Annotated in this window: 19 protein-coding genes, 1 tRNA gene and 1 pseudogene; 12 read left to right on the top strand and 9 right to left on the bottom strand. The window is 67.3% G+C overall.

Annotated features, from left to right (window positions below; genetic code table 11):
- Positions 1–25 precede the first annotated feature (25 nt).
- From PTQ19_RS12200 to PTQ19_RS12175, 6 genes are all read left to right on the top strand, one after another.
- On the top strand, positions 26–1312 hold the full coding sequence (locus tag PTQ19_RS12200; RefSeq protein WP_179411785.1) for an aspartate kinase: 1287 nt from the start codon (positions 26–28) through the stop codon (positions 1310–1312).
- A 272-nt stretch (positions 1313–1584) separates the two neighbouring features.
- Positions 1585–2658: an aspartate-semialdehyde dehydrogenase gene (locus PTQ19_RS12195; RefSeq protein WP_179410129.1), complete on the top strand. Its 1074-nt coding sequence runs from the start codon at positions 1585–1587 to the stop codon at positions 2656–2658.
- Between the two features lie 172 nt (positions 2659–2830).
- Entirely contained in the window at positions 2831–4261 is a 1431-nt protein-coding gene (mqo, locus tag PTQ19_RS12190) for a malate dehydrogenase (quinone) (protein WP_241263883.1), read from the top strand.
- 10 nt (positions 4262–4271) lie between these two features.
- Complete coding sequence (locus PTQ19_RS12185; protein WP_179410131.1) at positions 4272–4901, top strand: thymidine kinase; 630 nt, start codon at positions 4272–4274, stop codon at positions 4899–4901.
- A gap of 300 nt (positions 4902–5201) precedes the next feature.
- Positions 5202–5942 (top strand): FadR/GntR family transcriptional regulator, encoded by a 741-nt coding sequence (locus PTQ19_RS12180; protein WP_274367540.1) that lies wholly within the window; start codon positions 5202–5204, stop codon positions 5940–5942.
- A 25-nt stretch (positions 5943–5967) separates the two neighbouring features.
- Positions 5968–7227, top strand: a complete 1260-nt coding sequence (locus tag PTQ19_RS12175) for an alpha-hydroxy acid oxidase (RefSeq protein WP_179410133.1) — start codon at positions 5968–5970, stop codon at positions 7225–7227.
- A 162-nt stretch (positions 7228–7389) separates the two neighbouring features.
- Here the strand turns inward: PTQ19_RS12175 and PTQ19_RS12170 are convergent, their stop codons facing one another.
- The 4 genes from PTQ19_RS12170 to PTQ19_RS12155 all read right to left on the bottom strand — a co-directional run bounded on the left by PTQ19_RS12170 (position 7390) and on the right by PTQ19_RS12155 (position 11947).
- On the bottom strand, positions 7390–8163 hold the full coding sequence (locus PTQ19_RS12170; protein ID WP_179410134.1) for an HAD-IIB family hydrolase: 774 nt from the start codon (positions 8161–8163) through the stop codon (positions 7390–7392).
- A 102-nt stretch (positions 8164–8265) separates the two neighbouring features.
- Positions 8266–8339: transfer RNA gene (locus PTQ19_RS12165), tRNA-Pro, on the bottom strand.
- 75 nt (positions 8340–8414) lie between these two features.
- Complete coding sequence (locus PTQ19_RS12160) at positions 8415–9353, bottom strand: metallophosphoesterase (RefSeq protein WP_274367539.1); 939 nt, start codon at positions 9351–9353, stop codon at positions 8415–8417.
- Positions 9350–11947, bottom strand: a complete 2598-nt coding sequence (locus PTQ19_RS12155; protein WP_274367538.1) for a penicillin-binding protein — start codon at positions 11945–11947, stop codon at positions 9350–9352. Before PTQ19_RS12155 ends, PTQ19_RS12160 begins: the two co-directional genes overlap by 4 nt.
- Positions 11948–12030: 83 nt before the next feature.
- On the opposite strand from PTQ19_RS12155, the gene PTQ19_RS12150 reads away from it, so the two are divergent.
- Positions 12031–12255, top strand: a complete 225-nt coding sequence (locus PTQ19_RS12150; protein ID WP_274367537.1) for a hypothetical protein — start codon at positions 12031–12033, stop codon at positions 12253–12255.
- Entirely contained in the window at positions 12252–12710 is a 459-nt protein-coding gene (locus PTQ19_RS12145; RefSeq protein ID WP_179410138.1) for a RidA family protein, read from the top strand. Before PTQ19_RS12150 ends, PTQ19_RS12145 begins: the two co-directional genes overlap by 4 nt.
- A 108-nt stretch (positions 12711–12818) precedes the next feature.
- Here PTQ19_RS12145 and acs read toward each other — a convergent pair whose 3' ends face one another.
- Positions 12819–14786 (bottom strand): acetate--CoA ligase, encoded by a 1968-nt coding sequence (gene acs, locus PTQ19_RS12140; RefSeq protein ID WP_274367536.1) that lies wholly within the window; start codon positions 14784–14786, stop codon positions 12819–12821.
- 365 nt (positions 14787–15151) lie between these two features.
- Between acs and PTQ19_RS12135 the strand changes: the two genes are divergently transcribed.
- The 4 genes and pseudogenes from PTQ19_RS12135 to PTQ19_RS12120 all read left to right on the top strand — a co-directional run bounded on the left by PTQ19_RS12135 (position 15152) and on the right by PTQ19_RS12120 (position 19084).
- Positions 15152–16165: a TadA family conjugal transfer-associated ATPase gene (locus tag PTQ19_RS12135; RefSeq protein WP_274367535.1), complete on the top strand. Its 1014-nt coding sequence runs from the start codon at positions 15152–15154 to the stop codon at positions 16163–16165.
- Positions 16159–17088, top strand: coding sequence for a type II secretion system F family protein (locus PTQ19_RS12130; protein ID WP_274367534.1), 930 nt, complete (start codon positions 16159–16161; stop codon positions 17086–17088). Before PTQ19_RS12135 ends, PTQ19_RS12130 begins: the two co-directional genes overlap by 7 nt.
- Before the next feature lie 55 nt (positions 17089–17143).
- A pseudogene (locus PTQ19_RS12125) lies at positions 17144–17257 on the top strand (DUF4244 domain-containing protein); the annotation flags it as partial.
- 21 nt (positions 17258–17278) lie between these two features.
- Positions 17279–19084 carry a recombinase family protein gene (locus PTQ19_RS12120; RefSeq protein WP_274367532.1) on the top strand — a complete coding sequence of 602 codons (1806 nt, stop codon included), beginning with the start codon at positions 17279–17281 and terminating at the stop codon, positions 19082–19084.
- Positions 19085–19702: 618 nt separating this feature from the next.
- Here PTQ19_RS12120 and PTQ19_RS12115 read toward each other — a convergent pair.
- The 4 genes from PTQ19_RS12115 to PTQ19_RS12100 are packed head-to-tail and all read right to left on the bottom strand — an operon-like array spanning position 19703 to position 23059.
- Positions 19703–21241, bottom strand: coding sequence for a hypothetical protein (locus PTQ19_RS12115; RefSeq protein ID WP_274367531.1), 1539 nt, complete (start codon positions 21239–21241; stop codon positions 19703–19705).
- The gene (locus tag PTQ19_RS12110) at positions 21238–22044 is read right to left on the bottom strand and encodes a hypothetical protein (RefSeq protein ID WP_274367530.1); all 807 of its coding nucleotides are present in this window, start codon (positions 22042–22044) and stop codon (positions 21238–21240) included. Before PTQ19_RS12110 ends, PTQ19_RS12115 begins: the two co-directional genes overlap by 4 nt.
- On the bottom strand, positions 22044–22874 hold the full coding sequence (locus tag PTQ19_RS12105) for a hypothetical protein (RefSeq protein WP_274367529.1): 831 nt from the start codon (positions 22872–22874) through the stop codon (positions 22044–22046). Before PTQ19_RS12105 ends, PTQ19_RS12110 begins: the two co-directional genes overlap by 1 nt.
- Complete coding sequence (locus tag PTQ19_RS12100) at positions 22871–23059, bottom strand: hypothetical protein (protein WP_274367528.1); 189 nt, start codon at positions 23057–23059, stop codon at positions 22871–22873. The genes PTQ19_RS12105 and PTQ19_RS12100 overlap by 4 nt, the downstream gene beginning before the upstream one ends.
- Positions 23060–23145 lie beyond the last annotated feature (86 nt).

Below are 23145 nucleotides of genomic sequence, written 5' to 3'. Positions count from 1 at the left end.
CCGCCCGCAGCACCCGGGAGTGATCGTGGCACTGATCGTGCAGAAGTACGGCGGCTCGTCCGTCGCCGACGCAGAGAGCATCAAGCGCGTCGCCAAGCGCATCGTCGACACCCGTCGCGCCGGACACGACGTGGTCGTGGCCGTCAGCGCGATGGGCGACACCACCGACGAACTGCTCGACCTGGCCAACCAGGTCGCCCCGATTCCCGCCCCGCGCGAGCTCGACATGCTGCTCAGCAGCGGTGAGCGCATCTCGATGGCGCTGCTGGCCATGACCATCCACTCGATGGGCTTCGAGGCGCGCTCGTTCACCGGCAGCCAAGCCGGCATGATCACCGACTCCCACCACGGCAAGGCCCGCATCGTCGATGTCACGCCGGTGCGTCTGCGCGAAGCACTCGACGAGGGGGCGATCGTGATCGTCGCCGGCTTCCAGGGCTTCAACCGCGATACGCGCGACATCACCACGCTCGGCCGCGGCGGATCCGACACCACCGCGGTCGCCCTCGCCGCCGCGCTGAACGCCGACGTGTGCGAGATCTACAGCGACGTCGACGGTATCTACACCGCCGACCCGCGCGTCATCCCGCGCGCCCGCAAGCTCGACACCATCTCGAGCGAAGAGATGCTCGAACTCGCTGCCAACGGCGCGAAGGTGCTCTACATCCGTGCCGTCGAGTACGCCCGCCGTCACGGCGTCCTGATCCACGCCCGCTCGACCTTCTCGTCGGCAGAGGGCACCTACGTTCTCGGCGAGGGCATGCAGGCCCCGCGCGCATCCCAGGGAGAAGCCATGGAAGAACCCATCGTCGCCGGCGTCGCCACCGACCTGAGCCAGGCGAAGATCACCGTCGCCGGTGTGCCCGACGTTCCGGGCAAGGCCGCCGAGATCTTCAAGATCGTCTCCAAGGCGGGCGCCAACGTCGACATGATCGTGCAGAACGTCTCGGCGGCCTCGACGGGGCGCACGGACATCTCGTTCACGCTGCCCAAGGCCGACGCGCCTGCAACCATCAAGGCGCTCGCGGCCGAGCAGGGCGAGGTCGGGTTCGAGAACCTGCTGCACGACGACCAGATCGGCAAGCTCTCGGTGGTCGGCGCGGGTATGCGCACGCACTCCGGTGTGTCCGAGATCCTGTTCGAGGCTCTCAGTGCCGGCGGGATCAACATCGAGATGATTTCCACGTCCGAGATCCGCATCTCGGTCGTGCTGCGTGGCTCGGACCTCGCCGAAGCCGCCCGCACCGTGCACACCGCCTACGGGCTCGACAGCGAGATCGAGGCTGTCGTCCACGCCGGCACCGGCCGCTGACCGAGGCCCCAGCCCTCCAGCATCCGCTCTTCGCGCCCACTCCCGCTGAGAAACCACCTCCCGTTCGAGAAACCACGCCGCAGGCGGTTTCTCGAACGGGAGGTGGTTTCTCAATGAAGCCGCCCCGCGCGGGAGCGCGGGCGTCACGCGCGGGTCGGCCGCAGAGGCGACGAGGTAGACTCACCGCAACCCTGACATCGGCGCCAGGCGCAGCATCCGCACCCTGGAGCTGAGCCTGGCGTAACCGTCTCCACGCCAAGGACTCCATTCCCATGACTCGTATCTCCGATTCCGGATTCTCGATCGCGATCGTCGGCGCCACCGGCCAAGTCGGCACCGTGATGCGCGACATCCTCGCCGAGCGGGCCTTCCCGATCCGCGAGCTGCGCCTGTTCTCGTCGGCCCGCTCCGCGGGCACGGCGATCGAGTACGGCGGCGAGACGGTGATCGTCGAGGACGTTGAGAAGGCGGATGCCTCGGGCATCGACATCGCGCTGTTCTCGGCGGGTGCGACCGCGAGCCGCGCCTATGCGCCGAAGTTCGCCGCTGCGGGTGCCGTCGTCGTCGACAACTCCAGCGCCTGGCGCATGGACCCGGAGGTCCCGCTGGTCGTCAGCGAGGTGAACCCGGATGCCATGGATGAGCGTCCCAAGGGCATCATCGCCAACCCGAACTGCACCACGATGGCGGCCATGCCGGTGCTCAAGGCGCTGCACGCCGAGGCCGGCCTCGAGCGCCTGATCGTATCGACGTACCAGGCCGTCTCGGGCTCGGGGCTGGCAGGGGCGCAGGAGCTGCTCGGGCAGGTCGAGGGCGTGCTCGCCCAGGGCGACACCCTGCGTCTGGTGCACGACGGATCGGCCGTCGACTTCCCGCAGCCCGAGAAGTACGTCGCTCCCATCGCGTTCGATGTCATCCCGATGGCCGGATCCGTCGTCGATGATGGCGACAACGAGACCGACGAAGAGAAGAAGTTGCGCAACGAGAGCCGCAAGATCCTCGGCCTTCCCGACCTGCGGGTCGCCGGCACGTGCGTGCGCGTTCCGGTGTTCACCGGGCATTCGCTGTCGATCAACGCCGAGTTCGCGTCGGACATCACGCCGGCCCGGGCGTATGAGGTACTGGCATCCGCTCCCGGCGTCATCGTCGATGAGGTGCCCACGCCTCTGCAGGCCGCCGGCAAGGACCCGAGCTTCGTCGGGCGCATTCGCGCCGACCAGTCGGCTCCTGAGGGCAAGGGGCTGGTGCTGTTCATCAGCAACGACAACCTGCGCAAGGGCGCGGCGCTGAACGCCGTGCAGATCGCCGAGGAGCTCACCCGCCGCTTGGTCCCCGCGCCCCGCTGACGCACGCGCCCCCTCCCGTCTATCTGTCACGAACCCGCGCTATTCGGCCCGAATAGCGCGGGTTTGTGACGAATAGACGGGGGAGTGGGGCGGCGAAATGAGGGTGGATGCTGACGGCTAGACTGGTCGGGTGACCGAAACCGTCGATGTCGTTCTGATCGGTGGGGGCATCATGTCCGCCACACTGGGTACCCTGCTGCGCGAACTGCAGCCGGACTGGAAGATCGTCGCCTACGAGCGACTCAGCGACGTCGGGCAGGAGAGCTCCAACCCCTGGAACAACGCCGGTACCGGACACGCGGCACTGTGCGAGCTGAACTACATGCCCCAGGGTAAGGACGGCTCGCTCGACCCCGCCAAGGCGATCTCGATCAACGAGCAGTTCCAGCAGAGCCGGCAGTTCTGGTCGACTCTCGTCGACCGCGGCGTGCTCGATGGGCCGTCGACGTTCATCAACTCGACCCCGCACATGACGTTCGTGCGCGGTGAGAAGGATGTTGCGTTCCTGAAGGCGCGCTACGAGGTGCTCAAGGAGCAGCCGCTGTTCGCCGGCATCGAGTACAGCGAGGACTCCCGGGTCATCAACTCGTGGGCGCCGCTGCTGATGCAGAAGCGCCGCAAGGGTGAGCCCTTCGCCGCCACGCGCGTGCCCTCGGGCACCGACGTCGACTTCGGTGCACTCACGCACCAGCTCTTCGATCACCTCTCTGACGCCGGCGTTCAGGTGCGCACCGACCACGAGGTCCGCAGCCTCAAGCGCCAGTCCGACGGCACGTGGCTGGTCAAGTACCGGCACGTGATCGGTCGCACGCCCGGCCAGGTCAAGGCGCGCTTCGTGTTCGTCGGGGCGGGCGGTTGGGCCCTCAAGCTGCTGCAGCGTTCGGGCATCCCCGAGATCAAGGGCTACGGTGTCTTCCCGATCGGCGGTCAGTTCCTGAAGACGTCCGACCCGAAGATCGTCGCCCAGCACCAGGCGAAGGTGTACTCGCAGGCATCCGTCGGCGCACCGCCGATGTCGGTGCCGCACCTCGACACGCGTGTCGTCGACGGCGAGGCGTCGCTGATGTTCGGTCCGTTCGCGACGTTCAGCCCGAAGTTCCTCAAGCAGGGGTCGATGTTCGACATCGTCTCGCAGGTGCGGCCGCACAACCTCTGGCCGATGCTGCGTGTTGCGTTCGCGAACCCCGATCTGATCACGTACCTGGTCGGCGAACTGATGAAGAACCACCGCAAGAAGGTCGACAGCCTGCGCACGTTCATGCCGACGGCGCAGGACGGCGACTGGACGCTGATCCAGGCCGGCCAGCGCGCCCAGGTCATGAAGAAGGACCCCGAGAAGGGCGGCATTCTGCAGTTCGGCACTGAGGTCGTCGCCGCCGAAGACGGCACGATCGCCGGTCTGCTCGGTGCCTCGCCGGGTGCATCGACGGCGGTACCGATCATGCTCGGCCTGCTGAAGCGGTGCTTCCCCGAGCAGTACGCCGGCTGGGAGCCGACGCTGCGCGAGCTGATCCCGACGGTCGGCGAGACGCTCAACGACGACGCGGCCGCCGCCGAGAAGTCGATGGATGCCACCGCATCCACGCTCTCGCTCACGGCCTGAGTAGCCGACCGTGGCGAAGCTGTACTTCCGCTACGGCGCGATGAACTCCGGCAAGTCGACGGCCCTCCTGCAGGCCGCGTACAACTACGAGGAACGCGGGCAGCGCGTGCTGCTGGCAAAACCCGAGATCGACACCAAGGGTGCCTCGCAGATCGAGAGTCGGTTGGGCGTCACGCGTGAGGTCGACTTCCTGATCGGTGAGGGCGCGGATGCCCGGGCGCTGTTCTACGCGGAGCGCGAGCGGGTGCGCAATGAGGTGGCTGATGAGCTGCTGCCCTCGGACCCCGAAGATGTCGCATGCCTGCTGATCGACGAGGCGCAGTTCCTCTCGGCGGAGCAGGTGGATGACCTGTTCCGCATCGCGGTGCTCGATGGTATTCCGGTGATGGCATATGGCATTCGAAACGACTTCCGTACTCACGCCTTCCCGGGATCGGCGCGCCTGCTGGCGATCGCGCACGCGCTGGAGGAGCTCAAGACGATCTGCCGTTGCGGACGCAAGGCCGTCTTCAACGGGCGTCGCGCCGGTGGGCGCTTTGTTTTCGACGGCGACCAGGTGGCCATCGACGGCGTCGCGGTGACGTACGAATCGCTGTGCGGCAACTGCTACCTGGAGGAGTCCGGCGGCATCCTCGGCTGACCCAGCCGCACGTCGCGTAGCCCTCTCGCCTCGCACCTCGCGTGGGCTTCGCGCCTCGCGCCTCGCACCTCGCACCTCGCGTGGGCCTCGCGCCCCGCGCCCTTCGCGCACGCATCCGCCCGACGAGGGGTCAGTATTCGTCGTGTCCGCGCCCGTCGACCCGACATTTTCTGACCCCTCGTGGTGGGGTGTTGGCGCGCGGGAGCGCGCGGGAGTGCGCGGGAGCGCGCGGGGGAGACCGTGGCGTGTTGCGTGGTCTGACCACACCGGTTACGCTGTGGTCAGACCACAGGAGGACGGATGCCGGAGACCCCCGCCACCCAGCGCGCTTGGCGCACCGTGCTCGAGCGCATCGAGAGCGATCTGCTCGTGGGCGTGCTCGGTCCGGGCGACCGATTGCCCTCGGAGCGCGACCTCGCCGCCGATCTCGGTGTGGGGCGTTCCAGCGTGCGCGAGGCGCTCCGTGTCCTTGAGGTGATGGGGCTCATCCGCACCGCGACCGGGTCCGGGCCCCAGGCGGGGGCGATCGTGATCGCCACGCCTTCCGGGGGGATGTCCGCGCTGCTGCGGTTGCAAGTGGCCGCGCAGGGCTTTCCCCTGGCCGATGTCGTGCAGACCCGCCTCGTGCTGGAGGATGCCGTTGTCTCGGCGCTCGCAACGGCCCCTGAACGTGCACTGGAGGCCGCCCACGCGCTTCTCGACGCGATGGACGACGAGCACCTCTCGGCGCCGGAGTTCCTCGCCCTTGATGCCCAGCTGCATTACGCGCTGGCCGAGGCCTCGGGCAACACGGTGATCACGGCGATGATGGCCGGCCTGCGCACCTCGATCGAGTCGTACGTGCTCGAAGGCTCGGCGCGCATCGAGGACTGGAGCACGATGGTCGCGCATCTGCGCCGAGAGCATCGTGAGATCGTCGTCGCCATCGAGGCAGGCGAGGCGGATGCTGCCCGCGCGCGCGTTCGCGACCACATCACCGGCTACTACACCGCGGCCGGCCTCGTGCCCGACAATCGTCCCGTTCTGACTGAGAACGACTGACATCCCCACCCGGAAAGGAGCGCCCATGGTCACGCGCCAGGTGCCGAACCCCGTTGAGCTTCTCGAGCTGATGAAGTTCAAGAAGCCCGAGCTCAACGGCAAGAAGCGCAGGCTCGACTCCGCGCTCACGATCTACGACCTGCGCGACATCGCCAAGCGGCGCACGCCGAAGGCCGCCTTCGACTACACCGACGGCGCTGCAGAGGGTGAGCTGTCGCTGTCTCGGGCGCGTCAGGCCTTCGAGGACGTCGAGTTCCACCCCGGCATCCTCAAGCCCGCGCCGACTGTCGACACGTCGGTCGAGATCCTTGGCGGTCCTTCGGCGCTGCCGTTCGGTATCGCGCCGACCGGATTCACCCGTCTGATGCAGACGGAGGGTGAGACGGCCGGGGCCGGTGCCGCCGCCGCGGCGGGTATTCCGTTCACGCTGTCGACACTGGGCACCACCTCGATCGAGGGCGTCAAGGCTGCCAACCCCGAGGGGCGCAACTGGTTCCAGCTGTACGTCATGCGCGACCGTGAGATCTCGTACGAGCTCACGCGTCGCGCCGCGGCGGCCGGCTTCGACACGCTGCAGTTCACCGTTGACACCCCGGTGGCCGGTGCCCGGTTGCGTGACAAGCGCAACGGTTTCAGCATCCCCCCGCAGCTCACGCTCGGCACGATCATCAACGCCATCCCGCGCCCCTGGTGGTGGTTCGACTTTCTGACCACGCCCAAGCTCGAGTTTGCGTCGCTGAGCACTACCGGCGGCACGGTTGGCGAGCTGCTCGATGCCGCCATGGACCCGACTATCAGCTACGACGATCTGGCCGTGATCCGCGACCTGTGGCCCGGCAAGATCGTGATCAAGGGCGTGCAGAACGTCGAGGACTCCGTGCGGTTGCGCGATGCGGGCGTCGACGGCATCGTGCTGTCGAACCATGGCGGCCGTCAGCTCGACCGCGCGCCGATTCCCTTCCGTCTGCTGCCGCACGTGCGCAAGGCGGTCGGCGATGACTTCACCGTCATGGTCGACACGGGCATCATGAACGGCGCTGACATCGTGGCATCCGTCGCGCTGGGTGCGGACTTCACACTCATCGGACGTGCGTACCTGTACGGACTGATGGCCGGCGGACGTCAGGGTGTTGATCGCACGATCGAGATCCTGCGCACCGAGATCGAGCGCACGATGCGCCTGCTGGGGGTGTCGACGCTCGCAGAGCTCGAACCCAAGCACGTCACGCAGCTGGCACGTCTCGTGCCGGTGGCCGCGGACGCCGCGGGGGCGCTGGCGCGCTGACCCCGCGCGCGTGGAGGTTGCGCCGCGCGCGTCGTGAGTGGTCACCGAGAACAGGACGAATACCGAGAACAGGGCGGATGCTGCAGATCCGTCCTGTTCTCGTGTTTCAGCCTGTTCTCCTGCGCGGTGCGAGAGGCGCCGTCACGCAGCGGCGGATGCTCGTCACCGCACGGCGGGAACGGGGAGCGTCTGCAGCAGTGCGTCGAGCTCGTCGGCGGTGTGCTCCCAACCGTCCACGGCGATGGAGCGCACACCGAGCGCCAGTACGGGGTAGTCGTTGCCGCCCTTGTCCAAGCGGTCACCGTAGAAGAGCATGTCGGTCAGCGCGATGCCGGTGAGCTCGGCGAGCTTCTGCATGCCGTAGGCCTTGTCGATGCCCGCCCGGGTGATGTCGATCGACGTCGAGCCGCCTGAGCGCACTTCGAGGCCGGGCAGTCGCGGTGCGACGGCATCCCGCAGGGCGGCGCGCTTCGTGCCCGCGGGATCCCAGGTGTGCTTCGCATCGCGCGGAGCCTGCTGGCCGAGCGCCGAGAACGTGATCTGCGATCCGCGGTCTTCGAGGATCTCACCCCAGGGCGTCGCTTCCCAGAGACCGAGACGTTCGGCCTCTTCGCGCAGCGCCGTGAGTGCCGAGGTCTTCTCGGCCTCGGAAAGGTCGTGCGCGTACACGGCGGTGTATGCGGTGCCGTCGTGTCGCAGGTAGCGGGTCCCGCACGTCGGCAGAAGGTGCAGTCGCTGGTGCGCGGCGGCGTCGAGGTCGTCGAGTCGTGCGATTACCTGGGAGCGGAACTGGTCCTCGTTGCCACCCGAGATGATGGCGACCTCGACCCGCTGCAACAGGGAGCGCAGCAGGTCTGCGATCCGGTCGTCGATCTGGCCCTTGGACGGAGCGAGCGTGTCGTCGAGGTCGAACGCGACCAGGCGAAGGGTGTTCATGATGACTCCAGTGTAGGAGAACGGGCTGGGAGCAATCGATGACACAGCCAGCGGGATATACGAAAAGGGACTCGCTCCAGGCGAGTCCCTCTTCGTGTGCTGTCGGGGTGACAGGATTTGAACCTGCGGCCTCTTCGTCCCGAACGAAGCGCGCTACCAAGCTGCGCCACACCCCGTGATTGCAACCGTTCAAGTCTACATGCCGAGCGCGCGAGTGCCGAATCGGGTGAGTCCCCGGGCGCGCCCGCCTGTCATGCTGAGCGTGCCGTCAACGTCAGCAACGTCGCTTCGGGGCGGCACGCGAATCGCACCGGTGCGTAGATTGAGTGGCCACAACCGGCGCTGACATTCAGGGGAACACTGCGGCCGTCGTGCGACCAGGTGCTGAGCCCCTTGGCCTGTTTCAGCGGGATATCGCAGTTCGCGACGAGTGTGCCGTAGCCGGGCAGGCAGACCTGCCCGCCGTGCGTGTGTCCCGCGAAGAGGGCATCCGCCGCGAGGTCGACGAAGTTGTTCAGCACGCGCTGGTACGGCGCGTGCGTCACTCCGATTCGCGATGCTCCCGCCGGGGCGGGGCCCAGCGAATCGAGCGCTCCGGGGATGACATCGAGCTCGTCCCACTCGCGGTGCGCGTCGTCGACGCCGAAGAAGTCGATGGTGTTTCCCGCGACGACCTGGCGCATCGCCGTGTTGTTCAGATCGTGCCAGCCGAGGTCGTCAGTGAAGAACGCGTCAAGAGCTGCGGTGTCGAGGAGCTTCGGCTCGGATGCCGTCTTCGACGGTCCCGTGAAGTACTTCAGCGGGTTGCGCGGGGCGGGGGCCTGCACATCGTTCGAGCCGTGCACGAACACGCCGGGGATGCCGGCGAAGGGCGCGAAGGCGCGTCGGATGCCCGCAAGACCGTCTTGGTGGCCCAGGTTGTCGCCGGTGTTCACGATGAGGTCCGGCTCAAGCGCCACCAGCGAGGCGAGCCAGTCCTGCTTGCGGTGCTGCCACGGCGCCATGTGCGCATCGGACACATGCAATACGCGGATCGGTGCACTGCCGGGCGCTAGCGCCGGGGCGGTCGCCGTGCGGATGGTGAAGAGATACCGTTCGATGCCGATGCCCCAGATCGCCGCACCGAGGCCAACGGCCCCCACCGCGCCGAGCGCGGTGAGGGCCGGATGCGCTGTGAAACGCGAGGTCATTCCTCGTCTTCCTCCTCGCTCAGACAACTGAGCGTGATGGTCGATCCAGGAGCCGCGTTCGACCCGGCACCAGGATCCTGTGCGACCACGGTCGCTCCGCCGTTGCAGCCGTCCTCGTTCACCGAGAAGCCGGCATCCTCCAGCGCCTTCTTGGCCTGACCGAACTTCGATCCGACGACGTTCGGGATCGCCGACTCGGGCGGTGTGCCCGAGCTGGGGCTGATCGTGACCGTGGTGCCGCCGGGCGCCGAACCGGCACCGGGATCCTGCTCGGCGACGAGGCCCTTCTCAACCGTGCTGTCGACGGGGTCACCGACGCGGACGGTGAAGCCTGCCTTCTCGAGTGTCTGCGTTGCTTCGTCAACCGACAGACCGATGACACTGGGCAGATCCTTCACGACGCGGCGCGTGAGGTTGGCGTCCGGTGCGGGGAAGCGGTCACCGCCGTACACGGCGTTCGCTGCTCGCTGGATCTCCTTGGCGAGCGGGTAGCGGATGTCGACCAGGCGGGTCCCGTGGGCATAGAAGCGGCGCAGATCTTCGCGTCCTGTGACGTTTCCCACCCACACAGCGGTCGTGACGTTCGTGCTCGACTCGACAAGCATGGTGTGCGAGGTCTCGGCGGTACCGGTCTTACCGATCACCTGAACGCCGTCGTAGGGGTTCGCTCCTGCACCGGTGCCGCCCTCCATCACGCCGCGCAGAGCGAACGCGGCAGTGGCGGCGACCTCGGGAGAGATCACCTGGGTGCACGAGGCCTTCGGCGGCGCGATCTCCTCGCCGTCCTGCCCGATCACCTTGTCGATCACCCGGGGCTCGCAGAACTTGCCCTTGTTCGCGACGGTCGCGTATGCGCCGGCCATCTGAATCGGCGCTACTGACTTCGATCCCAGAACTGTGGGGAAGGGATCATTGGGCGCGGTTCCATCCTTAGTGACATCACCCATATCGCCGTAGTGGACGCCCAGGCGCTTGGCCATCTTGTTGATGTCACACAGATCGAGCTGCTGCGCCATCGCCAGGAATCCGGTGTTCAGCGAGACAGCTGTGAAGCGACTGACTGTGCTGACGGATCCTCGTCCCTGTCCGAAGTTTCCGACGTCTTCGACCTGGGTGTATGTCCCACCGCACTGTGGGAAGTTGCCGAAGATACGCGACCGTCCGTCGAGCACCTCGTTGACCGAGCGGCCCTGCTCGAGCCACTCCAGCAGGGTGAAGAGCTTCCACGTCGATCCGGTCTCGAAACCACCCGATGACCCGTTGTGCGCGCTGTCGGCGGCGAACACCTGTGCCGACTCGCCGTTGGCCAGGCTGGCGTCGGCTGCTTCACTGAACCGCGTGTTCTGGGCGATCGCCAGGATGCGGCCAGTGCTCGCCTCGATCGAGACGCCAGCGCCACCGACGTTGATGCCATCCATCGCCGCGGGCACGCGGTCGTGCACGGCCTGCACGGCAGGGGCCTGCACCCGCAGGTCGAGCGAGGTGTAGATCTTCATGCCGCCGCGGCGCATGTTCTCCAGACGCTCCTCGGGCGTTGCGCCGAACGCCTCGTCGTTCTCGACGACCGCCTTCGCGTACTGGCAGAAGTAGGCGTTGTCGCCAGCGGCGCCGCAGCCCTGCGTGGTCTCCTGGATGTTCGGCTCGACCGGGGCGGCGACAGCGGCGTCGTACTCCTCTTGCGTGATCTGACCGTTCTCATGCATCTCGAAGAGCACGTAGTCGCGGCGCTCCTTGGTCGTCGCGTAGCCGTCCTCAGTCGTGTTGTGTGCGACGCCCTGCTTGTCCGTCCAGGTGCCCGCGCTACCGCGGTCGATACGAAGCAGGTTGGGCTCCTGCACCATTCCGGCGAGCGTGGCGGCCTGCGTCAGATTGAGCTTGGCAGCCGTGGTGCCGAAGTAACGGTTCGCGGCGGCTTCGACGCCGTAGGTCGTTCCGCCGAAGTTCGACACGTTCAGGTAGCCGAGCAGGATCTCATTCTTCGAGTAGTCCTTCTCGATCTGCACCGCGTAGCGCATCTCTTGCAACTTGCGCTCGATGCCTGCAGCACCCTTCGTCTGCGCAGCGTCGATGAAGCACTGCTGCATCTTGGTGTCGTACTCGGGGTCGTTGGGGGGTACGCCCTGTTCGCACTGCTGGATGAGCGCGTTCTTGACGTACTGCTGCGTGATCGTCGAGGCACCGCGCGTGGAGCTGCCGGTGAGGTTCTCGACAGCGGCCTTCGCCGTCTGCAGCAGGTTGACTCCGCCGTGCGAGTAGAAGTTTTTGTCCTCACTCGAGAGCACCGCGTCGTAGAGCAACGGCGAGACCTGATCGAAGGTCACCGGCACGCGGTTCTGCTCGTAGAAGGTCGCCAGCTCGAACGGCTTGCCGTCGCGGTCATTGCCGTAGATCGTCGTCGGCGCCATCGGCGCCGTCGGCTTCAGATAGCTCGGCAGATTGTCGAACAGGGTCAGCGCCTGGGAGCCGCTGACCCCGGCGACGGCGATGGCGGGGGTGACAGCGGCCGTGGCCAGCACTCCGGCGACGACACTGAGGCCGACCAGGCCCAGCAGGCCGCCGAGCACACCCTTCACCGTGCGTTTCGTTTGAGGCATACGCTTGATGGTAGGGGAGTTCCCTGAATAGAAGCCTCGACGCCGGCATCCGTTGCCGGAGGTCGCCGACGCACAGGAGTGCCATGACCACGTGGGAGTATCTGACCACACCGCTGCTGATCCACAACACAGCGGCGATCCTCAACAACTGGGGCAAGCAGGGCTGGGAGCTCGTGCAGGTCATCCAGGGCCCTGAGGGCGGCCTGGTCGCCTACTTCAAGCGTCCCGTGACGCAGGACGCGACGGTCAACTCCGGCCTCGCGGCTGCGGCCGAGGCATCCCGTCAGTTCGAAGGAGATCATCGATGAACCTCACCGCCCGCCTGGAAGAGCTCGGCATCGAGCTGCCCGCGGTCGTCGCTCCGGTTGCGGCTTACGTGCCCGCCGTCGTGCACGGCGACCTCGTCTACACCTCGGGCCAGCTGCCGATCGCCGGCGGTGGACTGCTCGCGACCGGCAAGGTCGGAGCGGAAGTGGATGCTGACGACGCGAAGTCCTACGCGCGCACCTGCGCGCTGAACGCCCTGGCCGCGGCGGCTGCCGCCGCAGGCGGCGTCGACCGGATTGCCGGCGTGCTGCGGGTGGGCGGATTCGTAGCATCCGATCCCGCGTTCAGCGGTCAGCCCGGCGTCATCAACGGTGCCAGCGAAGTGCTCGGCGAGATCTTCGGCGAGGCGGGCGCCCACGCGCGCGCCGCCGTCGGCGTGGCGGTGCTGCCGCTCGACGCGCCCGTCGAGGTCGAGGTTACGTTCACGCTCGCGTGACCGTGTCGGCGCTACCCGCCGACACCCCGCTTTATCGCCGAGACCCCCAGCTGCAGATGACTGCAACTGGGGGTCTCGGCGATTACTGGGGGTCTCGACGCGAACGCGTTACTTGACCTGGCTCGAGATCGTGCTCATCACCATGGTGTCGGCGAGCGTCGTGACGTCGCCGACCTCGCGACCCTCGGCCACATCGCGCAGCAGGCGTCGCATGATCTTGCCCGAGCGCGTCTTGGGCAGCTCCGGCACGATGTACACGTCGCGCGGGCGTGCGATCGGGCCGATCTGCTCGCCCACCCAGGCGCGAATCAGAGCGGTCAGGCCCTCGGGGGAGTGCGACTCGAGGTAGCTCTGCTTGATGATCACGAACGCCACGACGGCCTGACCGGTGGTCTCGTCAGCGGCACCGACGACGGCGGCCTCGGCCGTGGCCTCGTGCGCGACGATCGACGACTCGATCTCGGTGGTCGACAGGCGGTGACCCGACACGTTCATCACGTCGTCGACGCGGCCGAGCAGCCACAGGTCGCCGTCCTCGTCGAGGCGGGCGCCGTCGCCGGCGAAGTAGTAGCCCTGCTTCTCGAACTTCTCCCAGTACGTCTCCTTGAAACGCTCGGGGTCGCCCCAGATGCCGCGCAGCATGCTCGGCCACGGCTCGGTGATCACCAGCAGGCCGCCGTTGCCGTTGCCGACTTCCTGGCCGTCATCGTCGGTGACATCGATCGAGATGCCCGGAATCGGCACCTGAGCCGAACCCGGCTTCGTCGCCGTGATGCCCGGCAGCGGCGAGACCATGATCGCGCCGGTCTCGGTCTGCCACCACGTGTCGACGATGGGAGCCTTGTCGGCACCGATCACCTCGCGGTACCACATCCACGCCTCGGGGTTGATGGGCTCACCCACCGAACCGAGCAGACGCAGGCTCGACAGATCGAACTGCTGCGGGATCTGGCGTCCGAGCTTCATGAACGAGCGGATGGCGGTGGGCGCCGTGTAGAGGGTCGTCACGCCGTACTTCTGCACCAGCTCCCACCAGCGTCCGGGGTGCGGCGAGTCCGGCGTGCCCTCGAAGAGCACCTGGGTCGCACCGTTGGCGAGGGGGCCGTAGGCCACGTAGCTGTGCCCAGTGATCCAGCCGATGTCGGCCGTGCACCAGAACACATCGGTCTCGGCGTGCAGGTCGAAGACGTACTTGTGCGTGTACGACGCCTGCACCAGGTAGCCGCCCGAGGTGTGCAGGATGCCCTTGGGCTTTCCGGTCGTGCCCGAGGTGTAGAGGATGAACAGCGGGTTCTCGGCGGGGAAGGCCTGCGCCTCGTGCTCGGTCGACGCCGCCGGCACGACGTCGTGCCACCAGATGTCGCGCTCGTTCCAGTCCACGTCGTTGCCGCCGCGCTTGACGACGAGCACGTGCTCGACGGTCTGCTGCTCGCCTTCGCCGTTGCGGTCGCTCAGCGCCTGGTCCACAGCGGGCTTGAGTGCCGAGACCTTGCCCTTGCGGAAGCCGCCGTCGGCGGTGATGACCACCTTCGCGCCGGCATCGTCGATGCGCGAGCGCAGGCTGTCGGCGCTGAAGCCGCCGAAGACGACCGAGTGGATGGCGCCGAGGCGGGCCACGGCGAGCATCGAGACGATCGCCTCGGGGATCATCGGCAGGTAGATCGCGACGCGGTCGCCCTGGCCGATGCCGAGGTCGGCGAGCACGTTCGCGGCGCGCTTGACCTCTGCGGTCAGCTCGGCGTACGTGATGCGGCGCTCGTCGCCGGGCTCGCCCTCCCACAGGATCGCGACGCGGTCACCCAGCCCGGCTTCGACGTGACGGTCGAGGCAGTTGTAGGCGACGTTGAGCTCGCCGTCGTCGAACCACTTCGCGAACGGCGGATTCGACCAGTCGAGCACCTGCGTGAACGGCTTGTGCCAGTGCACGTTCTCGCGGGCCTGCTCACCCCAGAAGGCTTCGCGGTCGGCGGCGGCACGCTCGTACAGCGCGGGGTCATCGATGGACTGGGCGGCGAATTCCGCCGAGGGCGGGAAGCTCCGAGATTCGTCGAGGAGATGATCGATCTGACTGCTCATGGGCACTCGCTCCTTTGCGCGGGGTAGAAGGGTCGTGTCGGGCGCGACCGTGATCCGGCGAATCTACTCGAGCCGACGCGCGGAAGCCTACTGCCGAAAGTCGGTACTCGCATGGCAGTTGGCAAGCGCACTCCCGCACGCATACACTGACCTCAGCCGATTTCGACATCTGGCTTCAGCGCGCCCGATACCCCCTTATGCGGGCTTGCGCTCAGGCGGCACCTCATTCCCCCCGTGAGGTGCCGCCTCACCCTTTTCTGAGCAGGTGTGCCGCGTTCTGCACAGGACGGCGCGGCTCGCCTCTTATGCACAGCCCATGGGTTTCGGACGGGGGCAGGCGTCGGCGCGCTTCTAGCGTCGTTGCCATGACCGATCCTTTCGTGCTCCGTCCACGCACACACACCGGTACGACGGCGTCCACGGAGCCCGCCGATATCGATCGGCCGATTCTCGACCCGGCGTTCGGCGCGCTCGCCGAGCATGTGCACGACCCCCAGGTCACCGACCTCTTCGTCAACGGTGCACACGGCCTCTTCGTCGACCGGGGTGAGGGAGCCGAACCAGTCCCTCAGTGGCGGGCATCCGAACGCGAGGTGCGCGATCTCGCCGTTGCACTCGTGGCGGCCGGAGGCCGTCACCTCGACGACCAGTCGCCGTGCGTGGACGTGCGGCTCGACTCGGGCATCCGAGTGCACGCCGTGCTCGCGCCGGTCTCGACCGCGGGCACGGCACTGTCGATCCGTGTGCCGAGAGTGCTCGGAGCCGGCCTTGACGCGCTCGCCGCGTCGGGCACCTTCACCCCCGCACAACGCACCTGGTTGGCGGGGCTCGTCGCGCAGCGCGCGAATGTGCTCATCACGGGCGGAACGGGCACGGGCAAGACCACTCTGTTGTCGGCCCTGCTGTCGGAGGTCAGCCCGGCCGAGCGCATCGTCACGATCGAGGACGTCGCCGAGTTGCGCCCCCGCCACCCCCACCACGTGTCGTTGGAGTCGCGGCAGGCGAACCTGGAGGGCGCGGGACGGATCAGCCTGGCCATGCTCGTGCGGGAATCGCTGCGGATGCGACCCGATCGCCTCGTCGTCGGTGAGTGTCGCGGTGAGGAGGTGCGGGAACTGCTCACGGCGTTGAACACCGGTCATGACGGCGGCGCCGGCACCCTGCACGCCAGCGGCCTACCCGATGTGCCGGCGCGCATGGAGGCGCTCGGTGCTCTCGCGGGGATGGACGCCACCGCGTTGGCTCGGCAGGTGGTCAGCGCCTTCACGGTCGTGCTGCACCTGCAACGCGACGCCGCCGGGCGGCGTCATATCGCGCAGGCGGGGCGCTTCGCGCTCACCGGCGACCGCCTCGGAATCGAGGAGGTCACACCGTGGTGAGAGGTGTCGGAGCCCGCATCCGGGGCGGCACGCGGGGGAGAACAGCGGATGCCGGAGAAGAGGCGGGCCGCGCGGCGACCGCCGTGCGCACGCTCGCCGTGCTGCTGCAGGCTGGGGCGCGTCCGATGACGGCGTGGCGGCATCTGGCCGACTCGGGGCATCCCGTCGCGGAACGTGTCGTGGGCCGCTGCGGTGAGGGAGCCGAACTCGTCGGCGCGATCGATGCCGAGGGGGGTGCCTGGTCGGACGTCGCCGCGGCATGGGAGATCGCGACGACTGTCGGGGCTCCGCTCGCCGACGTGCTGCGGGCGCTCGCCGAGTCGCTGCAGGACGCCGCGTCAGCCGCGGATGATGTGCGCATCGCCCTGGCCGAGCCCACCGGAACGGCACGGTTGCTGCTCTGGTTGCCGTTCGCCGGGCTGCTGCTGGGTCTCGCGCTCGGGTTCGACACCATCGGTGTGTTGTTCACCAACCCGTTCGGGGTGGCGTGCGTCGTGCTCGGCCTCGGACTGGTGCTGCTGGCGCGGTGGTGGACGGCCCGCATGGTGCGCGCTGCCCGGCCCGCCCCAGGCACCCCGGGGATGCACGCCGAACTCGTCGCGGTCGCGCTCGCCGGAGGCGTCGGCATTCCGCGGGCGCTGCGCCTGGTCGAGCACAGCACGGCAGACCTGCGCGCTGGTCGCGGCGCGACGGATGCGGTGCTTGAGCTGTCGCGTGCCGCGGGCGTTCCCGCGGCAGAACTGCTGCGCGCCTCAGCCGCGCAGCAACGTCACGATGCCCGTGTGCAGGGGCGCGTGCGGGCCTCGCGGCTCGCATCGAAGCTGCTGCTGCCATTGGGCGCGTGCACCCTGCCGGCATTTCTGCTGCTCGGGGTCGCACCGCTGATGCTCAGCGTGCTCGGCTCGACGCCACTGCCGATCTGACACGACGTTGACCTGCAGAGCGACACGCGCTCTGCACAAAGAGAAGGAGAAGAGAATGAATGACGAGAAACTGCCCCCACTGACCCGGCGACGTGCCGCCGAGTTATTCGCCGACGAGACGGGCGCCGCGACGGCCGAGTACGCGATCACCACGATGGCCGTTGTTGCTGGGATAGAGCATGATTGAGCTATGACTGCTGGTAAGCCTCCAACACGAGCAGTGCTCTACGCGAGACAATCAGTCTCCGATCCCGAGGGGATCGAAATCCAGCTCGAAAAAGGGCGGGCACTCGCCCTTTCTCGTGGCTTCGAGATCGTCGGTGAGTATATCGACGACGGCGTGAGCGGATATCGCGCTCGTGATGAAAAGACGGATTTCACCCGACTGCTTCAGGACGCGAGGGAACGACGCTTTGAGGTCGTGATCGTCCGCAAACTCGATCGCCTAGGTCGCTCGCTCTCAGCGCTTGAAGCCCTCACCACGGCAAAGGCACAGCTGGTGACGACGGACGGTGAGGTGGACCTCACCACGGTTAGCGGCCGTCTCGTGGCGAACGTACTGACGTCTGTCGCGCGAGCCGAGAGCGAGACCAAGGCCGAGCGACGCGTTAACCGCAACGACGATCGACGAAGAGACGGGATCCCCACCTCGGGTCGCGTGCCCTACGGTTATCGCTGGATCACTACGAAGGAACGCGCCGAGCGCGGCACGGATGAGGCGTACGAGTTGGACGACGAACGAGCCGCTGACGTGCGCGGGATCTTTGAGGCCTTCCTCGGAGGCGTCCCGCTCGGATCGATTGCCCGTGATTTGAACGTCGCCGGCAAGCGCACCGTGCCCACGAAACGGCACCCGGACGGGGTTCCGTTCTCGCCAACGTCGGTCCGCCGGATGCTGATGAACCCGTACTACGCCGCGCTTCTGCCGCGGGAAGCACCTAAGGACGGACAGCACTACAACCAGAGCCAGATCACCGCTGACGACTGCGTGCCGGGCCGCTGGCCTGCGATCGTTAAGCCCGAGCAGTGGAGCGCAGCGAAGGCAAAGCTCGCTCACCCAGATCGGAAGACTTCCCCCGGACCGACGCGGCGGTGGCTGCTCAGTGGCCTCGCGATATGCGGCGGCCACGGCAAGCGGGACGACGCCGCGATTACGGAGCGAGCTCTCGCCACCACGGGAAGACCCGCAGCAGCAGATCTGACGAGGCAAGAGATCGCCGAGGCCGCGGGGGCTCTGGCGGAAGAACGGTGTGGTCAACCCATCCGCACTGGAGGGGGCGAGAAGGGAATTCACTCTTACCGGTGCGGCAGTATGGCGCACTTCATGCGCCGCGGAGCGCCGCTTGACGAGTTCATCGAGCGGCTCGTGATCGCGCGTCTCACTGCGCCGGACGCGGCCGGCCTGCTCATCGATCGCGAACGACCCGACGTAGACACCTTGAGCGCCGAGCTGACTCGCCTGGAGGCAGTGCGGCGGGAGCTAGGCGATGACCGCGATGAGGGACTGATCGGCCGGGTCGAGTACCAGCGACGCCTAAAGCGCGTCGATGAGAAGCTCTCGGCCACCCGAGGAGAGCTTGAGGCAGGTAGCCTCGTGGAGCCGCTTCGCGGGCTCGTGGGGGCACCGGACGTGCACGGAGTCTGGGGTCAGCTGCCCCTAGGTCACAAGCGAGCAGTGATCGAGGCGCTTATGACGATCGTTGTGTATAGCGTCGGTCAGGGAAACAGGCGCAACATGACTGATGAGGCCATGGCCAACACGCTGAGCATCGTGTGGCGAAGGAGTGACGGCAGCGCCGCACCGTCCACGGATCCTGCACGACAGCCGGCCCCCACGGATGAACTGAGCAGGCAGCGTGAGCGCAACCGCCAGCGGGACGGGCTGCTGAGCACGCCGAACTGTCCGGAGTGCCTGCATCGCATGGAGCCCGCGGGCATCGCTGGCGAGGCCCCGGGATGGCGGTGCGTCGAGTGCGGGCGAGTCGTGCGCGTCTGAGAGCGCACAAGCCTCGGTCACGAACCGATGGTTCACTCCATCTACGGAGTGCGCCTCCCCCGCAGCAGCACTGACAAACGCGCGTGTACTTCAGGCGAGAGAGGAGGTGCGTCCGCGACGAGCTGAGCGAAGACATCGTCGTCCCCGTCACGTATGACAACATCGAACGTTGTCGTGGGGGCGGCGGTAGCGAGAAGTGACATGTACGACCTCGGAAGATGCCCGCGTCACTCCGAAGTACTGCCGCTTGACCGCGGCTCGACGAAGCAGTGCGAGCTTCAATCCGAGGGAGGATGAGAAGCGTGTTGTGTTGCCGTCCCACCTAACGGGAGCTTGGCCGCCTCATCTCGGCGAGGCCGTCGGCCTCTGGGCGGGTTTACATTGATCACCGCTTGACCAAGAGCCTAGGTGCCTTGCTCCAAGAAGTGGTGGAAGTTGGGCGAATCGGGCGCAACCGTCGCCCAACGTGGGTCTCATGTCCGCGGACACCCCCGGCGCAAGATCAAGAGCGCCGCGAGCTCATCGCGTCGATGCTGCGAGGCGCGTGAAGTTCACGACCGCGCGCCAGAACGCAAGAACCCCCGCGGCTCACAGGCCGCGGGGGTTCTGGTGCTGACGTCAGTCATCGTCGTCGTCTGACGGCTTGACGTCGCCGTTGATCTTCATCACCCCTGAGGGCTCCCATGTGAGATCGACCGTGCCTGTATAGGTGGTCGCGACCGGATCACGCCCGTAGATACGCTCACCCGCGGCGTCCTCCGACGAGTGCGTCGTGATCTTGGTGCTCACCGTGAACCGCCAGGGTGTGGTCGTGGTGAAATGGCCGTCGTCTGAGACGTCAACGGAGCCGGGCTCCATCGAGGAGGACACTACCTCGACAGGCACGTCGTAGACGTTGCTCTTGCGCTCTTGCACGCCGGCACAGAACGCCTCGTCGGCGAACGTCTCTTTCGAGCCATTGCCGGAGCGGCTGCCCGTCGCTCCGTTCGTTGAAGTGGCGTTCACGACGATGCCGCCGGAGGCGATGTTCGTCGTCTCCTCGGTGAACCAGTCGCCGCTCTCCTTCTCGAACTCGCTCGCGCCGCTGGAGAACAGGCCTCGCTTGCCGGGAGCGAGGGCGCCGCAGGCCTGCCCGCGGTCGCTCAGCTCGTACGTCGTCAGTGCCTCGAACTGTCCGTCGGCCAGCTCTGAGAGGTAATCGACGATCGCCTGCCGGCCCGCGTCGGTGATCTGCTGCTCCGGCAGCTCCAGGTCAAAGCTCTGGCCTGGTTCGAGGACGACCTCGATCGGTTCCTCCAGGCCGGGTGACGCCCACAGCGCGTCTCCGGTGGGCGCCTCGATGTTCAGCTCGTAGACGCCAGGAAGCAGGAGCAGCGGCTCGCGTTCAGAGAAGGTGACGGCTTCACCGCTGACGGTGCCGTCTCTGATGATCTCCACCTCGACGGCCTTGGAGGCCGCCTCTCCTGTCGCGTCCACCGCGTCACCGAGGTAGGAGCTTGCCTCGTCAGCGTCCTCATCCGTGTCGATGCGCTCGATCCCGACGGTTGCCCCCGGCAGGGCGGGGAACGCGACGTCAGTACCGAATCGTGCCGCCATCTCGCCGCCGAGCGGGACCTCGCGGAAGGCGTACTGGATCTCGCCGTTCTTGTCCCGACCGAAGGCGACGCCGATCGGTACTGTCGTCTCTGTGTCGCCGAGGAGGTACGTCACGGGTACGGCACCCTCCTGGATGTCGTGCTTCGCGGCGCCGTCGAGGGGGTCAGGCTGGTCAGCCTCCAGGCCCGTCCAGCTGGTGTCGTTCCAATCGATCTCGCCGAGACCGGGTTCGCTGTCGGGCTCACCCTCACCGACCTCGACGCTGGGCGTGGGGATCTTCTCCAGACCCGATGCGTCGGCGGGGGCGAACTCACCGACCTCCACGATCTGGATCGGCTCGCCGGCGGCGGAGGCCGCGAGTCCGTCCGTGATGATCGGTGAGTAGGGGTTGATCTCGTGGGCCAGCTTCGCGTCACCCTCGGAGAGGGCGGTGACGTAGTCCGTAACCGCCTTCTCTGCTGTGTCTTGTGCCGCCGAGGAGCATGCCGTCAGCATGCCCACTCCGATGGCGACGGCGGCGACCGCACAGAGCGGCCGCCGCACAGTCTTGCGCACGATCATGCGCTCACCTCCGAGGGGTTGTGGGGGTCGTGGTGGTCAGGCGCCGCCTTGAGCGACTTCCCCAGAGCGGAGAACACGGGGGCTCCCGCGATCCAGGTGATGACACCGAGGGCGACGGCAGCGATGGAGATCCAGGTGGAAAAGATGATCGGGATCAGCAGCTGCGTTGCCACGCGCAGAGCCAGCGTCAGCGCGGTGCGAATGACACCGATGACCGATACTCGTGCCAGCACCGGCACGCGCTTCCACGGGGAGGGTGTCGCTGCCCCCTCCGCAGCGCTTGACGGCTTGACGACCTGCCACAGGGCGCGAGCGAGACCGGCGGCGAACTTCGTTCCGGCGTACTGCTGTCTGCTGCGCAGAAGCGCCAGCCAGAGGTTCACGGGGAGCAGCACCACCGCGAGAGCGATGGTGTTCCGCCACAGCGGTGCCATCGGGAGGGTGGAGAAGAGCACAGCCTCCACGATCGCCGACGCGACCGCGACGAGCAGCCCGATGCCGAGAGCGACAACCCCACGCTTGAAGCCGGGCTTTCCGAGCGTGCGGCCACCGGGGTACTCCGCGAGCGCATCGACGAGCGGCTGGAACCGTGCCGATGCTGCCGTGGGCGGCCCGACCCGCTCGCCGCGCAGCGACGAGGTGATCAGCTGCCCGGCTGTCACCGCCAGAAGCGTCGAAACGAACGTCAGGGCGTCGCTGGTGCGAAGCCAGAGGCCCAGCAGGACAATGGTGCCGGCGGTAAGGACCGCCAGCAGCAGGCGAGCAACCATGGTGCTCAGGTCAAGGTAGTGGTGAGTGCGCATCAGCGCGCTCCTTTCTGCACGGGCTCAGCCGTGCGGTTGTGGGTGTCTTCGTCGTCGTCTGCCGCGTCCAAAGCGGCATAGTCGATGTCGGTGGGCTCTTCGTCGTAGTCCCAGTCCTCGCCGACAGGATCGAACTGTGCGGCGAGGTCTGCGCCCTCGTCGAGGGCGGCGTCGGCGTCAGCGATCTGGTGGGCTGCTGCATCGACCTCAGCGGCCACGAGATCGCTCGGCAGGCCGCTGAGCTTGCGCACGACCACCCCGGGCCAGCCGTAGCGACGCGCCTGCCACCCTGTCGTGGCCAGCAGGATCGTCAACTGGCCGGCACCGACGAGGACCACGACGGGCATCCAGTTGACCTCGACGCCCGTCTGCGGCCACACGATCAGTTCGGCCAGTGGTTCTGCCCGAAAGGCGATCAGCCACGCAGCCACACCGATCGCGAGTGTGATGATCGCTGCCAGATACCACGGTGCCTGCTGGGGGATGCGGCCTCGGCTGAGCAGCATGCGAGTCGTGAGTCGGTGGAGCACCTCGCTGACGAGCAGCGCGGGACCGACCGTCACCGCAACAGCGGGGATGATCACGAACCACAGCAGCAGACCGCGGTAGAACTTGTCGCTGCTGTCCTCGCCGCGGGCGATGAAGCGGGCTCCTGCCCAGTGGATCGTGGACTCGTGGTGAGCGCTCTCGCTGGCGCCGGCCTCCCGTCGCGCCAGCTCTCCAGCGCGCCGCTTGAGTCGCTGCGCCATGCGACGGTCAGCCATGTGCCAGCTAGCGCCGTGCGCGAGCAGCCAGTTGGCGCGTTCCAGTTCGTGGTGGTCAATGCTCATGGCTGGTCACCTCCGTCGGTGGTCAGGTCAGCGCCAGCCTCGGCGAGGCAAGCGCGGAAATCCTGCGGGGCGTCGGTCTCGCAGACGCGGACCGCGTCCATCAGCTGGTTCTCAGCAGTGCCTGCGGCCGAGGTCATACCGAAGACGACGCCGACGAAGAGCGTGAAGCCCAACACGGCTGTCATCAGCACTGTCTTGACGATGAGTTTCGTTCTCAAGGAGGTCCTCCAGATCCTGTTCAACGGTGCGATACGATAGTACCGCATCGCAT

Source organism: Microbacterium esteraromaticum, from assembly GCF_028747645.1.
Classification (GTDB): Bacteria; Actinomycetota; Actinomycetes; order Actinomycetales; family Microbacteriaceae; genus Microbacterium; species Microbacterium esteraromaticum_C.
The sequence above is the reverse complement of the archived record's forward strand: the minus strand, read 5'-3'. Positions and strand labels throughout refer to the sequence as shown.